Annotated in this window: 19 protein-coding genes, 3 tRNA genes and 1 pseudogene; 6 read left to right on the top strand and 17 right to left on the bottom strand. The window is 67.0% G+C overall.

Going from position 1 to position 21,815, the window contains the following annotated elements; all coding sequences use genetic code 11:
• Positions 1 to 94 precede the first annotated feature (94 nt).
• The 3 genes from AC1DFE_RS21675 to AC1DFE_RS21665 are packed head-to-tail and all read right to left on the bottom strand — an operon-like array spanning position 95 to position 3,328.
• Entirely contained in the window at positions 95 to 994 is a 900-nt protein-coding gene (locus AC1DFE_RS21675) for a carbohydrate ABC transporter permease (RefSeq protein WP_476907913.1), read from the bottom strand.
• Positions 991 to 2,028 carry a carbohydrate ABC transporter permease gene (locus AC1DFE_RS21670; RefSeq protein WP_476907912.1) on the bottom strand — a complete coding sequence of 346 codons (1,038 nt, stop codon included), beginning with the start codon at positions 2,026 to 2,028 and terminating at the stop codon, positions 991 to 993. Before AC1DFE_RS21670 ends, AC1DFE_RS21675 begins: the two co-directional genes overlap by 4 nt.
• Before the next feature lie 7 nt (positions 2,029 to 2,035).
• Entirely contained in the window at positions 2,036 to 3,328 is a 1,293-nt protein-coding gene (locus AC1DFE_RS21665; protein ID WP_476907911.1) for an ABC transporter substrate-binding protein, read from the bottom strand.
• 126 nt (positions 3,329 to 3,454) lie between these two features.
• Here AC1DFE_RS21665 and AC1DFE_RS21660 point away from each other — a divergent pair, with 126 nt between their 5' ends.
• Complete coding sequence (locus tag AC1DFE_RS21660) at positions 3,455 to 5,332, top strand: glycoside hydrolase family 13 protein (RefSeq protein WP_476907910.1); 1,878 nt, start codon at positions 3,455 to 3,457, stop codon at positions 5,330 to 5,332.
• A gap of 57 nt (positions 5,333 to 5,389) precedes the next feature.
• Here the strand turns inward: AC1DFE_RS21660 and AC1DFE_RS21655 are convergent, their stop codons facing one another.
• The 10 genes from AC1DFE_RS21655 to AC1DFE_RS21610 form a co-directional block, all read right to left on the bottom strand.
• On the bottom strand, positions 5,390 to 6,001 hold the full coding sequence (locus tag AC1DFE_RS21655; protein WP_476907909.1) for a hypothetical protein: 612 nt from the start codon (positions 5,999 to 6,001) through the stop codon (positions 5,390 to 5,392).
• Positions 5,998 to 6,648 (bottom strand): hypothetical protein, encoded by a 651-nt coding sequence (locus AC1DFE_RS21650; protein ID WP_476907908.1) that lies wholly within the window; start codon positions 6,646 to 6,648, stop codon positions 5,998 to 6,000. Before AC1DFE_RS21650 ends, AC1DFE_RS21655 begins: the two co-directional genes overlap by 4 nt.
• Positions 6,645 to 7,028, bottom strand: coding sequence for a hypothetical protein (locus AC1DFE_RS21645; RefSeq protein WP_476907916.1), 384 nt, complete (start codon positions 7,026 to 7,028; stop codon positions 6,645 to 6,647). The genes AC1DFE_RS21650 and AC1DFE_RS21645 overlap by 4 nt, the downstream gene beginning before the upstream one ends.
• Positions 7,029 to 7,059: 31 nt before the next feature.
• Positions 7,060 to 7,251 (bottom strand): DUF2273 domain-containing protein, encoded by a 192-nt coding sequence (locus tag AC1DFE_RS21640; protein ID WP_003799126.1) that lies wholly within the window; start codon positions 7,249 to 7,251, stop codon positions 7,060 to 7,062.
• Complete coding sequence (locus AC1DFE_RS21635; RefSeq protein WP_476907907.1) at positions 7,248 to 7,703, bottom strand: Asp23/Gls24 family envelope stress response protein; 456 nt, start codon at positions 7,701 to 7,703, stop codon at positions 7,248 to 7,250. The genes AC1DFE_RS21640 and AC1DFE_RS21635 overlap by 4 nt, the downstream gene beginning before the upstream one ends.
• A gap of 100 nt (positions 7,704 to 7,803) precedes the next feature.
• On the bottom strand, positions 7,804 to 8,271 hold the full coding sequence (locus AC1DFE_RS21630; RefSeq protein WP_476907906.1) for a hypothetical protein: 468 nt from the start codon (positions 8,269 to 8,271) through the stop codon (positions 7,804 to 7,806).
• Between the two features lie 221 nt (positions 8,272 to 8,492).
• Positions 8,493 to 10,088, bottom strand: a complete 1,596-nt coding sequence (locus tag AC1DFE_RS21625; RefSeq protein ID WP_476907905.1) for a glycoside hydrolase family 68 protein — start codon at positions 10,086 to 10,088, stop codon at positions 8,493 to 8,495.
• Between the two features lie 736 nt (positions 10,089 to 10,824).
• Positions 10,825 to 10,900: transfer RNA gene (locus AC1DFE_RS21620), tRNA-Phe, on the bottom strand.
• Positions 10,901 to 10,948: 48 nt separating this feature from the next.
• Positions 10,949 to 11,022 (bottom strand) — tRNA-Asp (locus tag AC1DFE_RS21615).
• Positions 11,023 to 11,116: 94 nt separating this feature from the next.
• A tRNA-Glu gene (locus AC1DFE_RS21610) sits at positions 11,117 to 11,189 on the bottom strand.
• Positions 11,190 to 11,430: 241 nt separating this feature from the next.
• Here AC1DFE_RS21610 and AC1DFE_RS21605 point away from each other — a divergent pair.
• From AC1DFE_RS21605 to AC1DFE_RS21590, 4 genes are all read left to right on the top strand, one after another.
• Complete coding sequence (locus tag AC1DFE_RS21605; RefSeq protein ID WP_476907904.1) at positions 11,431 to 12,414, top strand: DMT family transporter; 984 nt, start codon at positions 11,431 to 11,433, stop codon at positions 12,412 to 12,414.
• Between the two features lie 9 nt (positions 12,415 to 12,423).
• Positions 12,424 to 12,852 (top strand): metallopeptidase family protein, encoded by a 429-nt coding sequence (locus AC1DFE_RS21600; protein ID WP_476907903.1) that lies wholly within the window; start codon positions 12,424 to 12,426, stop codon positions 12,850 to 12,852.
• Between the two features lie 10 nt (positions 12,853 to 12,862).
• Positions 12,863 to 13,777 (top strand): cation diffusion facilitator family transporter, encoded by a 915-nt coding sequence (locus tag AC1DFE_RS21595; RefSeq protein WP_476907902.1) that lies wholly within the window; start codon positions 12,863 to 12,865, stop codon positions 13,775 to 13,777.
• Positions 13,778 to 14,028: 251 nt separating this feature from the next.
• Positions 14,029 to 15,573, top strand: coding sequence for a C40 family peptidase (locus tag AC1DFE_RS21590; RefSeq protein ID WP_476907901.1), 1,545 nt, complete (start codon positions 14,029 to 14,031; stop codon positions 15,571 to 15,573).
• A gap of 24 nt (positions 15,574 to 15,597) precedes the next feature.
• Here AC1DFE_RS21590 and AC1DFE_RS21585 read toward each other — a convergent pair whose 3' ends face one another.
• From AC1DFE_RS21585 to AC1DFE_RS21575, 3 genes are all read right to left on the bottom strand, one after another.
• On the bottom strand, positions 15,598 to 16,383 hold the full coding sequence (locus AC1DFE_RS21585; protein ID WP_476907915.1) for an ABC transporter permease: 786 nt from the start codon (positions 16,381 to 16,383) through the stop codon (positions 15,598 to 15,600).
• A gap of 226 nt (positions 16,384 to 16,609) precedes the next feature.
• The gene (locus tag AC1DFE_RS21580; protein ID WP_476907900.1) at positions 16,610 to 17,668 is read right to left on the bottom strand and encodes an ABC transporter ATP-binding protein; all 1,059 of its coding nucleotides are present in this window, start codon (positions 17,666 to 17,668) and stop codon (positions 16,610 to 16,612) included.
• Complete coding sequence (locus tag AC1DFE_RS21575; RefSeq protein ID WP_476907899.1) at positions 17,665 to 18,789, bottom strand: LolA family protein; 1,125 nt, start codon at positions 18,787 to 18,789, stop codon at positions 17,665 to 17,667. Before AC1DFE_RS21575 ends, AC1DFE_RS21580 begins: the two co-directional genes overlap by 4 nt.
• Positions 18,790 to 18,903: 114 nt before the next feature.
• On the opposite strand from AC1DFE_RS21575, the pseudogene AC1DFE_RS21570 reads away from it, so the two are divergent.
• Positions 18,904 to 19,044: pseudogene (locus tag AC1DFE_RS21570) on the top strand (DedA family protein); the annotation flags it as partial.
• Between the two features lie 23 nt (positions 19,045 to 19,067).
• On the opposite strand, the gene AC1DFE_RS21565 reads toward AC1DFE_RS21570, so the two are convergent.
• Positions 19,068 to 21,815 (bottom strand): PEP/pyruvate-binding domain-containing protein, encoded by a 2,748-nt coding sequence (locus tag AC1DFE_RS21565; RefSeq protein WP_476907898.1) that lies wholly within the window; start codon positions 21,813 to 21,815, stop codon positions 19,068 to 19,070.

Here is a 21,815-nt window from a genome sequence, read left to right as displayed (position 1 = left end):
AGGAATCCGATGATGATGTCGAAGTCCTCGCCGGACCGTACGCGCTTGGGCGCGATGGGTGCCGGCTTCCTGCCCTGTGGTGCTGCTCCTTCCGTCACTTGACTGCACCTGCCGTCAGGCCGGCCACAATCTTGCGCTGGAACACCAGCACCAGGATGACCAGTGGAATGGTGACGATGGTGCCGGCAGCCATGATGGCCGTGTAYGGAACCTGGTTKGGCTGGGCTCCGGCGAAGTTGGCGATGGCCACCGTCACCGGCTGGGTCGCATCGCTGGASAGCTGGCTGGCGATCAGGAATTCATTCCACGAGGAGATGAACGCCAGGATCGCCGTGGTGAAGATCGCCGGCGCGGCCAGGGGCATGATGACCTTGCGGAAGGCCTGCCCCTGCGTGCAGCCGTCCACCCGGGCCGACTCCTCMAGCTCCCATGGCATCTCCCGGAAGAAGGAGGTCATGGTGTAGACCGTCAGCGGCAGGACGAATGAAATGTTCGGGATGATCAGCGCCTGGTAGGTACCCATCCAGCCGATGTTGGTGAACAGCTGGAACARCGGGGTGATCAGGGCAACGCCCGGGAACATGGATGCTCCCAGGATGAAGCCGAGCACCAGGTACTTGAACCGGAAGTTCAGCCGTGCAAGCGCGTACGCCGCGAAAACACCAATGATCAGCGACACGACCGTGACGACGCCGCCGATGAAGACACTGTTCAGCAGGGCCTGGCCGAACCGGTTGCCGAASGAGGTGTCGAACGCGGTGTTGAAATTGTCCAGCGTGATATGGCTGGGCAGGAGCGAGGTGTCGTAGGTGAAGCCCACGTCGCGGAACGCCGTCACCACCATCCARTACGCSGGTGCCAGGCACCAGATCAGGACGACGGCGGCGCTGATGTAGGTCCGGCCCTGCGCCCACTTCTCCTTGTTCTGGGCCTTGCGGCGGCCTCGGTCCTGCTCCGCGCGCAGGGTYGTGGCGGTGGATGTCGCGGCGGTCATTTCTTCCCCTTACCGGTGGCGCCGCTCTGTTCAACAACATTTGCGCCGAGGAACCGGACAAAGATGAACGCGACAAGAAAGATGATGATGAASGTGATYGTCGACAACGCCGCGGCGACATTGAACCCTTGCCTGATCTGGTTGATCACCAGGATGGACAGSGTGGTGGTGTTGTTCGCGCCGCCCGTCAGGATGTACGGGAGGTCGAACATGCGCAGCGCGTCCAGGGTGCGGAACAGGATGGCCACCATCAGGGCSGGCTTCACCAGCGGCAGCGTAATCAGCCGGAAGCGCTGCCAGGCGGTGGCGCCRTCGACCTTGGCGGCCTCRTAAACCTCGGCCGGGATCATCTGGAGSCCGGCGAGGATCAGCAAAGCCATGAACGGGGTGGTCTTCCAGACGTCTGCAATGACCACTGCCCACTTCGCCGGCCATTCGCTGCCGGTCCACAGGATGGAGGTGTTGAATAGCTTGTTGGCGATGCCTTCGAAGGCGAAGATGAAGAACCAGAGCTTCGCGGTGACGGCGGTGGGGATGGCCCACGGCACCAGCACGGCAGCACGGACCAGGCTCCGGCCCCTGAARGTGCGGGCCATGATCATCGCCATCCAGAAACCCAGGACGGTCTCGAAGGCKACGGTAACCACCGTGAAGAAGAACGTCGTGGCCGTGGCCGACCAGAACTGCGCMCCAAGCGTGCCGGGCGGGCAGGCCACCGTGCCGCCMGACGGGGCGGCACACTGCTGGGCGATCCAGTTGACGTAATTCTGAACSCCGGCCGGYCCGCCCGCGGTAAAGAGGCCGGTCGCGGGATCCAGGCCRGCATCCTTCTGGAAGGACATCACGACAGCGCTGATGATCGGGTACACGATCACCACAGCAAGGGCGATGATGGTCGGGGCAAGGAGCCACGCGGCCCACCTGCCCTGACTGAGAATCTTGTTGTCCTCACCCACGCCTTTGGGGCCGTGGTGGACCGGGGTGCCGCCCGACGCCGGTGCCTTGACCGGCGTCGAGCCTACTTCGGTAGCCATGGCAGAACTACGATCCTGCACCGGCGGATTCGATGGACTTCTGCATGTCAGACAGTGCAGTGTCCACCGGCTTCTCGCCCTTGATGGCGGAGTACGCGTTTTCCTGGATCGCCTTGGTGACCGCCGGGTAGAACGGGCTGACCGGACGCGGCACGGCGTGCTCGATGGACGTCTTCAGCACGGGCAGGTACGGGAGCTTCTTCACCAGGGCAGCGTCAGTGTAGAGGCTGCCCAGCACGGGAGCCAGTGAACCCTGGGTGGCGTAGAACTTCTCAGTCTCTTCGGATGTCATGAACTTCAGGAAGTCCAGGGCAGTCGCCTTGTTCTTGGAGTAGACGCTGACAGCAAGGTTGTGCCCGCCCAGCGAGGATGCGCCGGGGCCGTTCACGCCCGGAATCGGTGCAATGCCGAGCTTGTCCTTCACAGCCGASGAKCCTTCAGTGGTGGCMAGGTTGTAGACGTAGGGCCAGTTGCGCAGGAAGAGAAGCTTTCCGCTCTGGAAGGCCTGSCGGCTCTGYTCCTCCTGGAAGGTGATGGCTTCCTTCGGGATGTTCCCGTCGGCGTAGGCCTTGGCCAGGTTCGCCAGGCCGGCCTTGGCCTGGTCGGTAGTCAGGCTCGGCTTGCCGTCCTTGTCGAGGACGGAGCCGCCGGCAGAGTTGATGGCCTCGGACGCGTTGACGGTCAGGCCCTCRTACTTGCTGAACTGGCCGGCGTAGCAGCCGATGTTGTTCTGCTTGGCAATGGAGCACATGCCCATCATCTCGTCCCACGTCTTSGGCGGCGTGGGGACAAGGTCCTTGCGGTAGTACAGCAGGGCGCCGTCGGAAGTCTGCGGTGCCGCGTACAGGGTGTCTTTGTAGGTTGCGCTCTTGACCGTCGGCGGCAGCATGGCGCCGGTATCCAGGGCCATCTTGTCCTTCAGCGGCTGGAGCCACCCCTTGGCCGCGAACTCCGCAGTCCACACAACGTCAACGTCAACGACGTCGTAGCTGGCGTCCTTGGCCTGGAAGTGCTGCACGATGTCATCGTGCTGCTGGTCCGCCTGGTCCGTCTGCTCCTTGAAGGTCACCTTCTCGTTCGGGTGGGCGGCGTTCCACTTCGCGATCAAGGGGCGGACGACGTTGCTGTTGTCCTTGCCCTGGACATAGGTAATGGGACCGCGGCCGTCCAGGTTGTTGGCGGCGTCGCCTCCCCCGGCACCGCCGCCCGTGGTGCTGCCCCCGCCGCCGCCGCAGGCAGACAGGGTTAGGGCGAGCACACCGGCAGCGGCAACCGGGAGTAAGAACTTAGGGGTTTTCATTGGCTGGAGACTCCTCGCTGAGTGACATGAAAATCATTCGTGCGGTTGATGTGGTGACTGTCACACTAGTAACGTTGCCCGAAGATATGCAAGCGTTTACACCTAATTGTTACCCGAGAGGCAACTATGACCCACAGCCCGATCAGCCTGCCGGCTTCCGAGACAGCAGCGTGGTGGGCCCACGCGGTTGTCTACCAGATTTATCCACGTTCTTTTTCTGATGGGAACGGTGACGGCATGGGTGACCTGCCCGGCGTCACGGCACGCCTGCCCTACCTGCAGCAGCTCGGCGTCGACGCCGTCTGGCTCTCGCCGTTCTACCGGTCCCCGCAGGCCGACGGCGGCTATGACGTCGCCGATTACCGGCAGGTGGACCCGGCGTTCGGTGCACTGGCCGACTTCGACGCCATGCTTGACGAGGCCCACAGCCGCGGGCTGAAGGTGATCGTCGACCTGGTTCCCAATCACACGTCCGATGAGCATGTGTGGTTCCAGGAGGCCCTCGCAGCAGAACCGGGCTCGGCCGCCAGGGAGCGCTACATGTTCCGGCCGGGGAAGGACGAGGTTGCCGGCTCAGGCGACGGAAACGCTGCGCCGAACAACTGGAAATCCATTTTCGGCGGACCGGCCTGGACGCGGACCACCAATACGGACGGCTCCCCCGGGGGCTGGTACCTGCACCTCTTCGACACGAAGCAGCCGGATCTCAACTGGGAAAACCCCGAGGTCTGGGAGGAGATGCGTTCTGTGCTCCGCTTCTGGCTGGACCGCGGCGTGGACGGCTTCCGGGTGGACGTGGCCCACGGCATGGTCAAGGAGGCCGGCCTTCCGGACTGGGATGGCATGGCTGCCATGGTGGAAGGATCCGCAGAAGTAGGCCGCGTCACGGATCCACCGGGCGCCCGCCTGGAGGCGGTTGAGCCGCATACGGCACACGCGTCCCCGGCTGACGCAGTCGCCGGGGAGCTTTCTTCGGCTGACGCCGACGCCGTGGACGCAGCCGCCGGCGGGGAACACGAGCCCGTATCGCCGCTGTATCCGCCGTCGCCGTTCTTTGACCAGGACGGCGTTCATGACATCTACCGCGACTGGAACCGGGTCCTGGCGGAGTACGACGGCGACCGTATGCTGGTGGCCGAAGCATGGGTTGAACCGGCGGAGCGACTGGCGCGGTACATCCGCCCGGACGAGATGCAGCAGGCCTTCAACTTCGATTTCCTGCTCGCCGGCTGGGATGCCCAGCGGATGGCCGTGGCCATCGAGGACTCCCTCAAGGCGGCCGCGTCCGTGGGGGCGCCGTCCACGTGGGTGCTGAGCAACCACGACACAGTGCGCCATCCGAGCCGCTTCGGCCTGCAGGACCCCACTACCTTCCCGAAGGGCATTGCCGCGGAGGACGAGCAGCCCGATGCCGCGCTGGGACTGGCCCGCGCCAGGGCAGCCACGCTGGTGTCCCTGGCGCTCCCCGGCTCCGCGTACATTTACCAGGGCGAGGAGCTTGGCCTCCCCGAGCACACCGCCCTGCCCGCCGAGGCTCGGCAGGACCCGACGTTTTTCCGGACCAACGGCGTCGAGCGCGGCCGCGACGGCTGCCGGGTGCCGCTGCCTTGGAAATCCGAAGCGCCCGGGTACGGCTTCGCCGAGGCATCCACGGCGACTGCACCTGCGGCGCCCTGGCTGCCGCAACCCGAGGCCTTCGGGGATCTTGCCGCGGATCGGCAGGACGGCGTCAAAGGCTCGACGCTGGAGCTGTACCGCTCTGCGCTCGCGGCGCGCCGGAGCCACGGATTGGGCTCTGGAACATTCTGCTGGGCGGACAACCACGACCCCGAACTGGGTGTCCTGGCCTTCCAGAACCGTGACGTGCTGGTGGTCGCCAACACCGGGACGGAGTCCACGCCGGTCCCCGACGGTTACCGGCTGGCATTATCTAGCGCAGAAGAATCAGGGACCGATGAAGCCGTCATTACGCCCAACAGCGCGGCCTATCTGGTGGCCGGATAGGCGGCCCGGCAGTCCTGGTAGCGGGCTCCGGGCTAAGGGAATTCTCGGCAAACGGAGTTAGCGGACCCGCTCAGCGCGGCTGAAGCGGGTCCGCGCGCCCGCCGCTATGTGCACCAGGACCGGCGTCCGCTGGCCAACCACGGCGCTCAGGGCGTCAACGAGGTCTGCCGCTTCGGCCGCGACAGCCTGCGGCGGCACACCCGGCCGTGGGTGCAGCCGGAGCTTCAATGCCGGCTGGCCCTTGACGTCGTAGATCGAGACTGTAGCTCCGGCGAGGTCAGGACGGTCGGCCAGGGCGTTCTTCAGCGCCTGCTCGGCCACTCCCCCGCCGATTCGGACGTCGCCGGGAACGCCGCCCGGGTCCTCCGCTGCCAGCAGGAGGTCGGTGCGGCCTTTGCCCTGCTGGGCGATCCACGCAACCATGAGGCCGATCAGCAGCACCACTGCAAGGGCCAGGACAATCCACAGCCAGCTCCCCTGCCGGCCGGGGAACTGGGTCCCCTCGAAGACCGCGGTGGCGTTGTCCGACACGCTCCTCGACCAGGAGTGCCACCACGCGGCGACGGCGGGGACCGCCGCCAGGAGTACCAGCAGCACGCCAATCACCAGTAGCTTGAACCCAAGGATGCCGAGCAGGATCCGGTTGAGAAGCCTGGGTGTGCTGTTCATGCGCCCACCACCCCGGAGGTCGACAAATTGACGGTCACCTGGGGCATGGGAGACGGCCCCATCGCCTGAAGCTCGTCCTCCACCGCCTGCAGGATGGCGTTTTCGCTGATCGGCACACCGGACGTGGGGCGCACGTTAACCACCACCTGGCGCTGGGAAACCACCACCATGACCTGTTCCTGCGTGATGTTGGCCGCCAGGCGCGCGCTCCGGGCGAGTGCCGCCGCGATGACCTCATCATCAACCACCACGGCGACCCTCCGGTCAGCAAGCAGATGCCTGGCCCGGCGACCGGGCAGGACCGCGCTCAGGAAAAAGAAGAGGCCTACCCCCGCGGTGACGGCGCCGGCAGCACCCAGCAGCAGCGGCGGCACACCCGAGGGGAGCGCCACGATCCGTTCGGCAGCCGTCTGCGGATCGATGAGCCACGGCGGCTGGCCAATGGCACGGACCACGGATTCCAGGAGGGCGTACAGACAGAAGATTATGACCAGGGATCCGGCGATGACTGCTATCACGGCCCGGGAGGAGTGGGTCTCGCGGTGCAGGACGCGCCGCATGTCGATGGCGGCGGCGTGCGCTGCCCCGGCGCCGCCCTGCGCCGGGTCCCCGCCGGCCTCATACTGCTGTTCGACGACGGAACTCACCGCACCCTGCCCTCTTCCGTGACGTGGGCACCGCTGATCCGGATGTCCACCCTGCTCAAACTCGCACCGCTGAGTTCGGTGACCTTGGTCAGAATGTCGGTCTTGGCATGCACGGTCCGGTCCCAGATGGAACCGCCCAGGGCCTGGACGCGTCTCGGATCGCGGAGGACAGCGGTCAGGCTCGGAATCCTGATGGGGGCGACGAGCGACAAAGCCAGCAGGCCGTCGTCGTCCGACCAGTCAGCGCGCACGTCATGGGCGTGAATGCCCAAGGCTTCAGCGGCGGCAGCCTTGGCCAGGCTGGTCAGCGCCTGCGTGCTGATCCTGTTGTGGCCGCTGTACTGCCGGCCGGGCCTCGCTGCTTCGACTGCCTGGTTCATGTCGGCTGCCGGGTTCATGAGGATGCCCGGTTCATGAGGATGAGCGCCGGCCGCTGATGGCATCAATGACGCTGCGCAGGTCCAGTTTCCCTTCTGCGGCGCGGCCCAGGAGCGCACCGATGCCCATGAAAAGCAGGGAGATCAGGAAGCCCCAAAGTCCGAACTGTAGTGACATGAACGCCACGAAGGCGCCGACTGCGATTCCGACGACGGTGGGGCTCACAGGACGGCCTCCCTCTCAGCGACGGTGGGCGCGCCCGTCGGCTTCACCGGCGGTGCAATGTAGACGTCGTTAATCTCCACGTTCACCTCGATGACCTGCAGGCCCACCAGTTTCTCGACCGCCGAATAGACACTGGCCCGGACCTGGTTGGCCAGGGCATGCAACGGAGCGCCGTAGATCGCCACCAAGGTTATGTCGACTGCCACCTGGGTTTCGCCCACTTCGGCATGCACCCCTGCCGCGTGATCGGAGCTGCCCACGGCGTCCCTGATGGCTCCGAGCGCCCGGGAGGAGCCGGTTCCCAGGGAGTACACGCCGGGCACAGTCCGGGCAGCGATCCCTGCTACTTTGGCCACGGCGGTCTCGGAGATCACGGTCCGGCCGCCGGCCACGGCCGGCGTCAGGGCGGGGTCCGCTCGAACGGCGGCGGTTTGTGGATTCTGGTATTCCATCAGCACTCCCCTTCTGTTGAACACAACCCTATCCCCTAGGCAGGACAACGTCAGGGGCCGGTGCACCGCGTTCCTCCTCGGTGCCCGCCACCCCGTCGGGTTAGTGGCAGTTCGCGGACAGCCAGCTGGTCACGGGAGCCATGGCGGCCTCGAACTTGCCGTTGGAGTAGACGCCCTGGTCGGAGAGCCCCGCCAGGGCCACCTCGTTCAGCCGCGCGAAGTCCGCCTTCAGCGCTTTCGGCACCCGCTGGGCCGTCTCGGCAAGTTCCGCCTTCTTCTGCTCCAGCTCCGCCGTCTTGCCCTGGGCTGCGGAGAGCGGCAGCAGGGACGCCCCCGTGGCCTGCGTGGAAATGGCGGCACACGCCTCGGCTGCCGAGGCGTACCGGCCGTACGGACCGGACACCGCGCTGGCGGACGCGGTCGGCGCGGCGCTGCGGGCCGCCGTCGGGGACGTTTCAGACGCCGACGGCGCGCTGCCGGAGGCAGGCGCGGAGCAGCCGGTAAGTGCCACTACGGCAAGGAGGGCGACGGCGTACAGCGGACGGGCAAGATGTTTCACGATTTCCATTCCTGGAGTGGTTTTGCCGCCCTGGGCGGCCTGGCTGGGCAGCCGCAGACCGGCCGCCCTTCCCCCGGCGTGCGAGTCTAGCCCGGCCCGCGTGCCTCTTTCCAAGTTGACAGCCCGCGCCCACTTTTGCTGTCCCGTCCGCCAATGGCTCCTTATATATACAGCCAGAAGGCGCCCGGACCAGGTTCCGGGCGCCTTCTGGCTCAGTGATTCAGTCCGGCTTACTTGTAGAGGCCGTTGCCGCCAACGTGGACGTTGGTGGGGAGGTAACCGAACGGGCCGAGGCCGTTCTGGCCGAAGCTGCGGTCAACCTTGGACACGCCGTCCCGGAAGTTGATCTTCACGGTGGGCGACAGGGAGCCGCCGCGGACGCCGTTCACGTTGTCGATGAAGGACTGGACCAGGCCGCCGGGCTGCACGTAGTGCGAGTAGGCCTGGAACTGACGGCCGTTCTGGTTCGGCGTCGGGGCTTCCGGGGACTCGGACGGCAGGTTCAGGTCCGTCGGGGAGCCGAGGGCCAGGCCGCTGTTGTTCATCGGCTGGTAGTCGGAGCGGACGCCGTCGCCAACGAAGCCGTAGACGCCGTCGGGTCCGCGCATGCCTGCGGCGTAGGTGAACTGGTGGCTGATGGTGAACAGGTAGTACTTGTTCTTGCCGTTTTCATTCTGGATGAAGATCTGCGGACGCTCGGTCTGGTCGTTGACGCAGTTGGCGGACAGGAGCGGCGGCAGGAAGTGCCACTTGGTCAGGTCCTTGTTGTCTGCCACTGCCAGGCCCACGTTGGCGGTCTGGTAGTAGGCACCCGTGCTGTTGACCGCGTCGACGTTCTCGGCATTGGGGTCACCCTTGGCGTAGCCCAGGTCCTCGTTCTTGCAGCGGTAGTCGCCGCGTTTGCCGCCGGTGTTGCCTTCGAACACCATGAAGGTCTTGCCGGGGTGAGCCGGGTCAGCGAAGGTGTACGGGTCGCGGAACGCGAAACCGGGGTTCTGTGCCTTGTTCTGGTACAGCTTTCCGTCCGGTTCGAGCAGTTTGGTGTGCTGGAAGCCGTCGAAGGTCACGCCGTTCTTGTCGGCGTGGATCTTGCCGAGCGCCTTGGCGATGACGGCGTCGGGGGCAATGCCGCCGCCGCCGGCGTTGCGCTCCTTGATGTCGTAGAACGTGGTGGCCGTGTAGAACACGTTCACCTGGTCGCCCTTCATGAGGCGGGTGGAGCCGGACCACTCAGTGTTGCCGATCGAGGAACCGTCCACGAACAGGTGTCCGCCGTAGTTCCACTTGTCCTTGGCCGGGTTAGCGTTGGTCTTGCGGAAGAAGTATCCGATGCGGGCGTTCCAGTGGCGCTGGTCGAAGCCGTAGCCGGCGTGCCGGTCAGCGACCAGCGAGAAGATCACGTCGTAGCCCTTGTAGCTGATCTGGTTCGCATTTTCGTCGGTCAGCGACCAGGTGTCCCACACCCACACGTCATCGTTCATGGCCGGGAAGTCCTGGGGGATCTCCGGCATGGTGACGTCGGGGCTCATGGAGTTCTGGCCCGGCTTAACCTTGGAATCGCTCTGCGCCATGATCTGCTTGGCATCCGCACGGGTCCACTTGGAGGTGAAGTCAGCCGCGGGATCGTGCGCCGCCTGGGTGTGTGTCGTCGGGAGGGGGAAGCCCGGAGTGGGCGCCGGCATCTGGGTGCTCGACGGCGGATCCGACGGCTCGTTGGCCTGCGCCGAGGGCACGGCGAGGAATGCCGTGGCGGCGACAGTTGCCACCAGAGCTGCGGCGGCGGGGCGCCACCGCAGCATCCGGGGGGTGTTGGGGTGCTTGTGCATGTTTTGCTCTTCTCGCGGAGTTACGTTCGTGGAAGACGGGCAGCTGCCCTTGTCCCCGCACTCCGGAGACCCCGCTGACACGGCATGCGTCATCGAGGACGCCGTTGTGTCGGGGGAGAAAACGGGGTTTGGGTAGGACCCCGCCGTGGGCCGCGAAATGTCATACATTTCGCGGCCCACACTCAACGCTAGACAACGTTGTCAGCCGAGTTCAACACGGTTTTCGGACTCCACGCTGCGGCGCCCCATGGTGGTGCAAGCGCTTACATCTCGTCTGCGCGCGCGTGCCGTAATTCAGGAAGGTAAGCAAATGCGTCTTCACAATCGAGTCATCAATGGCGCTGATCACACCCTTGGCCCGTGACTCGACCGACCAAACTGAGGCACTTTGACCCGCGGCACGCCCCCCGCCGTCGGGATTTACGACGCCGAAGGCCCCCAAAGTGCCCCACGACGGTTCACCCTCTGGCCGCCTGGGGCTCCGGTGTCTTGGTTCCGGGGCCGGGGCTCGGGGGCGACCTGGGGGGTGCGCGGCCAAAACGTGGCACTTTGACCCGGCACGCCACCATCGCCGGGATTTTACGACGCCGAAGCCGCCAAAGTGCCCCACGATGGAGCCATCTGCGCGGCGACGGGGGGAAGCGGGACAGCGGAGCCAAAACAGGGAAGCAGGGGGCAGCGAAAATCCGGAGACGAAAAAACCCCGCTGTTCCTAGTGGAACAGCGGGGTTTTAGCTGGTGGCTCCGACCGGCGTCGATCCGGTGACCTTTCGATTTTCAGTCGAACGCTCTACCAACTGAGCTACAGAGCCTAGGTGACATGTCACCATGACAGCCGGAATTTCTCCCGGCAATCAAAGCGACCCTGACGGGACTTGAACCCGCGACCTCCGCCGTGACAGGGCGGCGCGCTAACCAACTGCGCTACAGGGCCTTGCTATTTTCTTGCCTTTGCAGTATCGCTACCGCGTTTTTTCAAGGACTCCAGCCTACCAGACTTTTTCGCCTGCTTTGACCACTTCCTTGCGTACCCCCAACGGGATTCGAACCCGTGCCGCCGCCGTGAAAGGGCGGTGTCCTAGGCCGCTAGACGATGGGGGCCTGGACTCAATCTGGCTGAACAAGGGCAAAAATAAAGGGCCGAAGCCTTTCGTTCTTATCCTTTGGCGTTCCTCCGAACTGGACCTGTAAAACTATAGAGCCTATCCCCGGATTATCCAAAATCGACTCTGCAGGCCCCCGAACGGCGGGCAAATCAGGCGCCGCCACAATGGCAGATTATTGGCTAGACATGGCCGATTTCCGCCAGCCACGGGACGGGTATCGGAACTAGATTGGCACCATGGCATCCACCGCGGGCACCAGCCCCATCCAGCCCCATTCCTCCGACGGACCCGAGTCCGATGGCCCTCCCTCTGGAGGAACAGTGCGAGAAGTCCCCGCTACCAAGAAACCCGCCACTTCCGTGCACAGGCTCGGCGTCGCCGCCGTCGTTGTGACGGTGGTGCTCTGGGCCTCCGCTTTCGTGGGCATCCGCGCTGTCGGCCCAAGCTTCTCCCCCGGCGCACTGACGCTGGGGCGGCTGGCAATTGCCGCCGTCGTGCTTGGCGCAGTGGTGCTTCCCAAACTGCGGGCGCTGCCGCGGGGCCGCGAGTGGTGGCCGATTCTCGCCTACGGCGTTATGTGGTTCGGCGGCTACAACGTGGCACTCAACGCCGCAGAGCACTCGCTTGACGCCGGAACCAGCGCCCTGCTCATCAACGTGAACCCGATCCTGGTGGCCGTGATGGCAGGCATCATCCTCAAGGAGGGCTTTCCGCGCTGGCTGATTATCGGCAGCCTGGTGGCGTTCAGCGGAGTGGCGGTCATCGCGCTGGGCTCCGGGACGCGTTCGACGGCGGACGTGGCAGGCGTGCTGCTTTGCCTCCTCGCTGCTGCACTCGCCGCGGTCAGCGTCATCATCCAGAAGCCAGTGCTGCGGAAGTTTCCGGCCGCGCAGGCCACATGGTTCGGAATCATGGTGGGCCTGGTCTGCTGCCTGCCCTTCGCCGGCCAGTTGGGGCAGGAACTGCAGGCGGCCCCGCTGCCCGCCACCCTTGGCCTGGTCTACCTGGGCATCTTCCCCACTGCCATCGCTTTCACCACGTGGGCGTACGCCCTTTCGCTGATCGATGCCGGCAAACTCGCTGCCACCACGTACCTGGTGCCGGGCACGACGGTGCTCATCTCATGGCTGGTGCTCAGCGAAATACCCACGGTCTGGGGGCTCGTGGGCGGCGCCATCTGCCTCCTCGGCGTCGGCCTGACCCGCCGGAGATCCCGCTAAAGTTTGGATATGCCCGCAAACCTTCCGCCCGGCCTCCCCATCGTGCCGGAGGGTGCCGGCGACCCCTCCGGTTTCGACATGTCCGACGCCGACTTCGAAGCCGCCGTCAGGGACGCGCTGGACCAGCTTCCCGCCGAGGTGGCGCGGGCCATGGACAACGTGGCCGTGTTCATCGACGACGACTACGTCCCGCAGCCCGGTGAGGACCCGGACACGGTACTGCTGGGACTGTACGAGGGCGTTCCGCTGACCGAGCGCGACTCGTGGTGGGACGCGGGATCGCTTCCCGACCGCATCACCATCTACCGCCAGCCCATCCTGGACATCTGCTCCTCGCGCGAGGACGTGGTGGAGGAAGTCGCGGTGACAGTGATCCACGAGATCGCCCATCACTTCGGAATTGACGACCAGCGGCTTCACGAACTGGGTTGGGACTAGCCTTGTAGGCATGGGACACGACCACGGCCACGGCCTCACAGCGACGGGACGGCACCGCGGCAGGCTGATTGCGGTTCTGGCCATCACCCTGTCAGTGATGCTCATCCAGGTGATCGGCTCCCTGCTCTCCGGCTCCCTTGCACTGCTGGCCGATGCGGGCCACATGCTCTCGGACGCCGCCGGGGTCTTCATCGCACTGATGGCCTCCTGGATCGCAGCGTTGCCGGCCAGCGATCTGCGGACCTACGGCTACCAGCGGGCGGAAGTCCTGGCCGCCCTCGCCAACGCCCTGATCCTGGTGGTCGTCTCGGCGGTCATCTTCACCGAGGCCATCCGCCGCATCGGCTCCGCGCCCGACGTGCACACCGACATCATGCTGTACGCCGCGATCCTGGGTGCAGCCGCGAACCTCGTCTCACTGCTGATCCTGCGCAAGGCCCAGCAGGAAAGCCTCAACGTCCGTGGCGCCTACCTGGAAGTGCTGGGCGACCTCCTCGGCTCGTTCGCCGTCATCGCCGCTGCCCTGGTCATCATGTTCACCGGCTACCTGGCGGCGGACACCATCGCGTCCGTGCTCATCGCGCTGATGATCCTGCCGCGGGCCTGGCACCTGCTCCGCGAGGTGGTCGATGTCCTGCTGGAGGCCTCCCCCAAAGGCGTGGAGGTCAGCATGATCCGCGAGCACATCCTGTCCGTGGCCGGCGTGGTTGCCGTCCACGACATCCACATCTGGACGATCACCTCAGGCGTGCCGGTGTTTTCCGCCCATGTGGTGGTGGAGGACCAGATGCTGAGCGCAAAGGGTGCGGACCAGGTCCTGGACAAACTCACCACCTGCCTGGGATCGCATTTCGACACCGAGCACTGCACCTTCCAGCTGGAGCCGGCCAGCCATTACGAGCACGAATCGCCTCAGCACGCCTGACGGCGCCTCCTGGTGTGGCACTCGGTCCCGTTGCCCGTTCCTTGTTTCGTTCCCCCGGCGGGTCCACGGTCCTGCGACACGCCCGCTGCATCTGCACCCGAATGACACTGGTGTTGTTTATGTTATTCATGTGACCAGTGTTGCCAAAGTGGCAATCTGGCCCCTAACCTCAGAGGGCTGGGCATCTTCAGAGGAGCACTTCCGTGCTGCCTCCCAACTCGTTCGCCCCGCCCTGACATGCGAGGTTATGAATGAGTTTGACCGGTCCCGGCCGCACAGCGGCAGTCCTGTGCACCGCCGTCGTCCTCTGTGGAACCCTCGCAGCCCCCGCGAACGCCGACCGGCCCCTTGCGGCAATGGCCCCCGCGACAAGCCTTCTCGCAGCGGCCCTGACGGTTCCGGCGTCGCCGGAAATCCCTTCCCCCGGGGACATCGCTGCCGCCAAGTCGAGTGAAAGCGCGACGGCGGCAAAGGTGGCCGACATTGAGGGCATCCTCGCCGACGCCGCCGACGCCCAGGAGGCCACGTTCGCGCGGACGCTCGAAGCCAACAACGCCTACAGCAACGCCCTGGTGGAGCTGCACACGAGGTCGGACGCGGCTGCGGTGGCCACGGCCAGGGCAGCTGCCGCGGACAAGGAACAGTCGAAGAGCCGCAAGGCCGTGGGGCAGTTGGCCGGGGACCTGTACCGGAACGGCGGCCTGAATCCGGAGCTGAGCGGCCTCGTTGCGGGTACGGGCGACGTCCTCGGCAAGGCCGCAACGCTGCAGGCCCTCACCGCTGGCCGCAGCAGGGCCTTCGCCGCCGCAGAAACCACCGCCGCGGCTGCGGAGTCACTCACTGCTGCTGCCGCCGACGCCCGCCGGGCGGCAGATGACGCCGCGAAAACGGCCGAGACGCTCAAGGCGCAGGCCGACCAGGCCAATGCGGCCCAGGTGAAGGCGGTGGCGGACGCCAAGGCGCAGCGCACCGTCCTCGTGGGGCAGCTTGCCTCGCTGCGGAACACGACGGCGGCACTCGAGTCAGCGCGGGTGGACGGCTTGGAGCGCCAGCGCCAGCAGGCCCGCCTCGCCGCCGTAACCGCTGCCGCAGAACGTGCGGCAGCAGCCCAGGCGGAAACAGACAAGGCGGCGGCAGCTAATGCTCAGGCTGCCGACGGCGGGAATGCGGCCCCGGCGGCCGGAACCAGGAGCGGAGCTCCGGCGGAACAGACCGCTTCAACGCCGGCCCGGACACCTGCCCGGGCCGCACCGGCGGCTCCTGCGGCTCCGGCAGCCCCCGCTCCGGCTCCGGCAGCTCCCGCTCCGGCCCGCCCGGCACCGGCGCCCGTTCGGCCGGCGCCAGCGCCCGCGCCAGCGCCCGCACCGGTTCAGCCGGCGCCAGCGCCCGTCCCGGTCCCCGTCCAGCCTGCCCCGTCTACGGGCGGTTCCAACCAGGGGGCTATTTCCGTGGCCATGGGCAAGGTGGGGTCCCCGTTCTTCTACCAATATGGCGGCACCGGCGCGTACGGCTTTGACTGCTCGGGCCTGGTCCAGAACGCGTTCGCAGCCATCGGGAAGCCACTTCCGCGCACGGCCGCCGAGCAGTTCGCCCAGGCGCCCGTCCACGTGCCCCTGTCCCAGGCCCAGCCCGGCGATCTCCTGGTCTGGGGATCGGCCCCGGATTTCTACCATGTGGCCATCTACCTGGGCGGCGGCAGGGTGGTCCAGGCGCTGAACCCGTCGGCGGGCATCACCGTGACGGACCTGAGCATGATGGCCGGCATGCAGCTCTACCCGGTCGCGGCGCGCTACTGACGCAGGGCCTGCTGGCAGGGATCCCTAGGACAGCACGTCCTTGCTCACGAACCTGCCGTAGGCCAGCGCGCCGAACACCGCGATGTAGCCCGCTTGCAGCAGGGCGTTGTCACCGAATGAGTCCCAGCCGATGGGCTGGCGGAGCAGGTCTGCGAAGCCGAACCAGTAATGCGTGAACAGCCACGGGTGCAGCCACTCCAGCTGTGGCAACTGGTCGAGCACCTGTGACGCGACGGACAGGATGATGGTGGCGGCCATGGCGCCTACCGGCACATCGGTCAGCGTGGACAGAAACAGCCCGATGGCCGACAAGCCCAGCAGCGACAAGGCCTGATAGGCGGCGATCAGCAGCATCCTGACCAGCGCCTCGTCCGGTTCCACCAGGTCGCCCGAGAGGAGGGCCACCGGTCCCACCGGGAAGAGGGCCCAGCCGATGCCTGCTCCGGCGAGCGCCACTGCCAGCGGGGCGGAAATACAAAACACAGCCGCCCCGGCATACTTCACCAGCAGCAGGCGCACCCTGCCGGCCGGAGCCACCAGCAGGTACCGCAACGTGCCCAGCCCCGCTTCCCCGGCAATGGTGTCCCCCGCGACCACGCCGATGGTCAGGGGAAGGAACAGCGGAACCGAAACAAGCATGGCGGTGACGGCCACGAACAGCCCGTTCTGGCTGATCCGGTCCAGAAAAGCAGGCCCCCTCCCCGGCGGAACGGCAGAGGAAACGCGGACGACGACGGCAATCACCACCGGGATAGCGGCCAGCGCCAGCAGCATCGCCTGGGTCCTGCGGCGCCGGAAAAGCTGCTTCATTTCGGAGGCGAGCAGCGAGCCGCTCGACGGCCGGCGCGTGATGCCCGGCGCCGCGCCTTGCTGAACGGACAGCCGCTCCGCCGCGGGCTCGTGTCCATCCGGTTCCGGCGCTCCCGGTTCCTGCAATCCGGGTTCCTGCAATCCGGGTTCCTGCAATCCGAGCTCCTGCGCTCCCGGTCCTTGTGATTCCGGTTCCTGCATGGCTGATCCATGCACCGCCGGCTGGTCACTGTGCGACATCGAAGCCCTCCCCCGTCAAAGCCACAAAACGGTCCTCGAGGCTGCCACGCTCCACCGTGAACCCGCGGACACGCACCCCGTCCGCCACCAGGGCAGCGACGATAGTTTCCGGGGCCACGCCTCCGTTTGCGGCCGGGGCACCCGCCCCAGCCGAGAGCCCCGCCCCGCCTGAAAGCCGTGCAATACCCGAAAGTCCTGCTGTGCCGTCAAATCCTGCACCAACGGCAAGGCTGGAGGTGATGACGGCGTCCGCGCCATCGGGATGCCCCACAACCGGGGAAAAACCGAACCGCGCCAAAACGCCCGAGGCGGTACCGGCGTCGGGCGTCACCAGGCGGAGCTGCGCGGTGCCCGCCTGGCGGAGTTCGGCCAGCGGTCCTTGGGCCACCAGCCGGCCGGCACTCATGATCGCCGCGTGCGTGCAGATTTGCTCCACTTCGGCGAGCAGGTGGCTGGACACGAACACGGTGGCGCCGTCGGCGGCGAGGGACCGCACCAGGTTGCGGACCTCCCGGGTTCCCTGGGGATCCAGCCCGTTGGTGGGTTCGTCCAGGACCAGCAGTTCGCGGCGTGCCAGCAGCGCGTTGGCGATCCCCAGCCGCTGCTTCATGCCGAGCGAGTAGGCCCGCACCTTCTTACGGGCGGCATGGGAAAGCCCCACGCGTTCCAGCGCTTCAGCCACCCGCGCGCGGCGGGTGGATGGCGCAGCGTGGCGGTCTGCCGCATCCAGGCGGTGCAGATTTGCCGTGCCGGAGAGGAACGGATAGAAGGCCGGTCCCTCCACCAGCGCGCCTACCCGGGGCAGGACCTCATCCAGCTCCCGCGGCATGTCCAGCCCGAGGACCCTGACCTCACCCGCCGTCGGGGCGGCCAGGCCCAGCATCATGCGGATGGTGGTGGTCTTGCCGGAACCGTTGGGCCCGAGGAAGCCGAAGACCGAGCCTCTGGGCACGGCGAGGTCGATGCTGTTGACCGCCAGCTGGTGGCCGAACCGCTTGCTCAGCCCATGGGTTTCTAGCGCTAGAGCGCGGCCAGCGGCTGTCACCTCGCGGCAGCGGCGGCCTGGAGCCGCTCCAAGGGTACGGCGCCAACAAACGTCCGGCCGTCGTCGGTCAGCAGGACATTGACCAGCGACGTGGAGATGGCGCGGCCACCCTGGACGGTGACGGTCGCCTGGCGAAGCAGGGGATCATTGAGCAGCCTGTCCGCCGATTGCTTTCCAGACTCGCGGGAAGCGGACGGGGTGGAGGCCGACGGGGCCGGGATGCCGACGATCCGCTCCCAGCCGGAGCCGGTGACGCTCGGGGCATGGGCGCGCAGATTCTTATCGGCGCGATCCTTGTCAGCCAAGTCTTTCGTATGCGCCTTTGCCGGCACCGCAACTTCCTTCACAGAGGCACCCGGCGGCGGCGAGAAGTTGAACAGGGCTGCGTCGGGAGCGCCCACCGTCAGGCTGGAGAATGCCGTCCGGAACGCAGGCTCCTGCTGACCGCGGGCCCGCACCTCCACGCTCAGCGGCATGCCGTTCTCACCATCCACGGCCATGGCCACGGACCCCACCAGGGTCACCTCCGACCGCGGTGTGAGGACCAGGTTGTAGGCCGCCCGGCCTGCCACCGTGGTGTCCCCGGCCACCGCGATGTCGGTGCTGCTGTCCAGATTGTCAAGTATCTTGGCGGCCAGGTCCTCCGGCGTTGCCACACCCGCCGGCATGTCCTGGCTGCGGGATTCCTTCGACGCCGATGTTGGAAGCGTGACGTGCGTGGCCGTGTTGTCCTTGGAGTTGTACAGCCACAGCTCATTGCCGTGCCGGACGGCGTCCCGCTCGGCCATCCGGTCCATCACCTGGATGCGGGCCTTGGTTGATCCATCGGCGTAGACGCGGGCGCTGTGCGGCCCTGTGAGCAGCTCTGCAAGGGAGCCCGTGCCGGCGCCTGAAGTGGGCCCCACCTGGGGAACGTCCGGCAGTCCGAGTTCGGAGGACTGCTCCACCGTGCCGGAGAAGGACTTGGTCTGGTGTTGCCCGATCATCGCCAGCACCTGGGCCGGCGTCTTCTCAGGCAGAGGATTCCGGGCGCTCGCGGGCAAGGACCCCGCCAGGACTCCGGCCGCTATAACAGCAGGTACGGCCACGGCAGGTGTCCACCGCAACCAGATGGCAGTCATGTCAACTCCGCTCCGACGTCGCAGCTCATATCCTCAGAGTACGCCTCGGCACCGCATGTGGCAGCCCCCGGCGGGCCGCCCGCTTTCGCAGTACCGGCTGGTGGGCCAGACAGGACGCTGGGGGCCTATCTGGGCGCCATGGCGCTGTAGTTCCTGGGCGCGAAGGTGGGGCTGGAGCGTTCGATCCGCTGGCTGTACAGGCTGCCGCTGATGGACCGGGAGGACTTCGAGCGCACGGAGAGCCGGTGCCGGCGCGGGAAGCCTGCAAACGACCGCCCCTAAGCCAGCGGCACCACGGTGCCCGCTCCGCCGTCGACCGTCACTTCCTGGCCCGTCTTGAGCGCTGAAGTGGCGTCAGCAACGCCGACAACGGCCGGGATGCCGTATTCCCGGGCCACCACCGCGCCGTGGGAGTTGGGGCCGCCCATCTCCATGACCAGGCCGCCCGCAGTGAGGAACAGCGGGGTCCAGCCCGGATCGGTGGACGGCGCCACGAGGATCTCCCCCGGCTCCAGGTGCGCGCCCACAGGGTCGAGGATGACGCGGGCAGGCGCCGTCACCGTCCCCGCCGACGCCGGGCTCCCGGTCAGTGCCCCGGCTGCGGTTCCGGCGGCGGTCAGCAGCGTCTCCGGCTCCGTTCCGTCGGAGAGCAGCATCCGCGGAATGTGCCGCCGCTCCAGTTCCACGTAATAGGCCCCCTGCCGCTGCGCCACGAGATCCTGCATGTCGGCACCATCCAGCGCCTGGTTCGCTTCAGCAAAGTCCAGGAAGAAGATGTCCTCTGCCCGCGCGATCCGTTTCTGTTCCGCCAGCACGGCGCCCACCTCGGCCAGTTGCTTCCGGACCTCGGCCAGCGCCAGGACGATCTGAAACTTGGGAAGTTCGCGCAACCCGGCGAAAAGCCTTGCCCGCCGCAGTGCCGCCCGGACGGCTACGGCACGGAGGCGGCCCCTGGAACGGGCCTCGGCAACGAGCCGCTCAATTTGTTCCTCCGCTTCGGCTGCTGCCTCGGCGAACTGGCGGTCGGGCGCGCGCTCAGGGTCCTCCAGCCGAAGATAATTGGCGAGGACGCCCAGGATGTGGGTGGGGTCGTCCCGCCACCGGGGCATGCCGACGTCGATCTCGGCGACGGCCCGGTGGCCGTAGCTCGCCAGGAATCCTGCCAGACCTGCCTGGGCCGCGACGGGCAGCTCGCCGGCGGCGAAGCGCTGCGCCAGCACGGCAGGAGGATGGCAGGTGAGCACGTCCAGCGATTCGGCGTCGGCCCTGATCCTGGTGGCGACCCGCCACAGCTCGAGGTCCATCTCGGTTGTCACGTTGTTGGGCAGTCCGCGGAGCACGGGCTGGAGGTCGACGTTTTTGCTTCGCCCGGCGCCGGCCCCGCCGCTTGCGGTTCCGTCCTCCCCGGCGCCAAAGAGTTTTCCGGCGCCAAGGAGTTTTCCGGCAAAGCCGAGCATGGCGAAGGCCAGGCCCGCCAGCGGGAGCACGGCCGGAAGGTTCGGGAAGAGCCGCCCCAGTATCCCCTCGGCGTGGTTTAGCCGCGCGCGCGGGGAAGCACCCTGCGGCAGTTCCAGCGTCGCGTTGAACTCCGTGGTGAAGCGGGTCAGGCGTTTGAGTGCCGCCTCCGGACGGACCAGAGCCCGGATCGCTGCTTCCGGCACTCGGGCGCGGGCAGCGATGGGGACCACATGCTTGAGGAGGTCCCACGGCGTGCGCCGGGTGATGGAGAGTCGCGGGTCGTCGAACACGCTGCGCAGGACTTTCGCGGAGCGGGCCTCCATGACGTCGAAGACGTTCGGGATAATCCGGCGGCCCACAGTGCTACGTGCGGCCGCGGTCAGGTCGATGAAGATGCGCTGTCCGGCTTCGACGTACGGCGGCGGCCCGGTGCGGGGATCCGGAACGTCAAAACCCGCAGCGACAGCAACCGAAGATCCTATTTGCCGGAGCGCGGCAAGTCCCATCGGGGTCAGCGGCCGGGTGAGGCCCTGGGCGAGGCTGAAGCACAGGTAGACCCGAACACCCCCGTCCCGGCTCCGGGCTTCCAGGTCGCTCTCCGGGAGAGGGTCATTCTCCGGTAGGGGGTAGAGCGTGGTGATGGGCCGGGACTGGGTCAGCCAGACTTTCCCGGCGCCGTCGAGCGCCCACTCCGTATCCTGCGGGGCGCCGTAGTGGGCCTCGGCCCTGCTCCCCAGCGCCGCCAGTTCCCGGATCTGCGCGTCGGTCAGGCAGGGCTGGTTCGCCGCACTTTGATCGACATATTCGGTGCCCCCGCCGGGCAGCGGCCGGACAGCCGTCCGCTTGTCCCCCGGCCGGCGCTCCAGGATGGTACCGGAGGCGGTGTCCACCACAAAGTGGTCGGGATTGACGGCACCTGACACCACGGCCTCGCCGAGCCCGGGGCTCGCGTCGATCACAGCTTCCCGGCGCCTGCCGGTGACCGGGTTGGCGGTGAACATGACCCCCGCTGCCTCGGCGTCCACCATGCGCTGGACGACGACGGCGAGGGCCACCGTTGCGGGGTCGATGTTGCGGCTGGCTCGGTACGCCACCGCCCGGTCGGTCCAGAGCGACGCCCAGCACTTCCGGACGGCGTCCAGCAGTGCCACGGCGTCGATGATGTTCAGGTAGGTGTCCTGCTGGCCGGCAAAGCTGGCGAAGGGAAGGTCCTCGGCCGTGGCCGAGGACCTCACTGCGACCGGAACGCCGTCCAGCGTCCGGTAGGCCGTGAGCACGTCCCCGGCAATCGCCGTCGGGAGTTCTGCCGCGGAGATCAGGCTGCGGGCCCTGGCAGCCAGGCCGGCGAGCGTCTCGAGGTCAGCGGCCGGGGTGTCCTGGAGGGCACGGTGCACCTCGGCGAGCCCCAGCGGTTCCACAGCCTGGACGTAGGCCTCGGTGGTCAGGCAAAACCCGTCGGGCACGGGGAGGCCGGCCCCAATCAGCTCGCCGAGGTTGGCTGCTTTTCCGCCAACCTGCGGCAACATGGAGGCGCTGAGGTCCCCGAGGCCGAGCACCAGCCCGCTCAT

The sequence above is a fragment of the Arthrobacter sp. 05T423 genome (assembly GCF_056396245.1).
The sequence above is the reverse complement of the archived record's forward strand: the minus strand, read 5'-3'. Positions and strand labels throughout refer to the sequence as shown.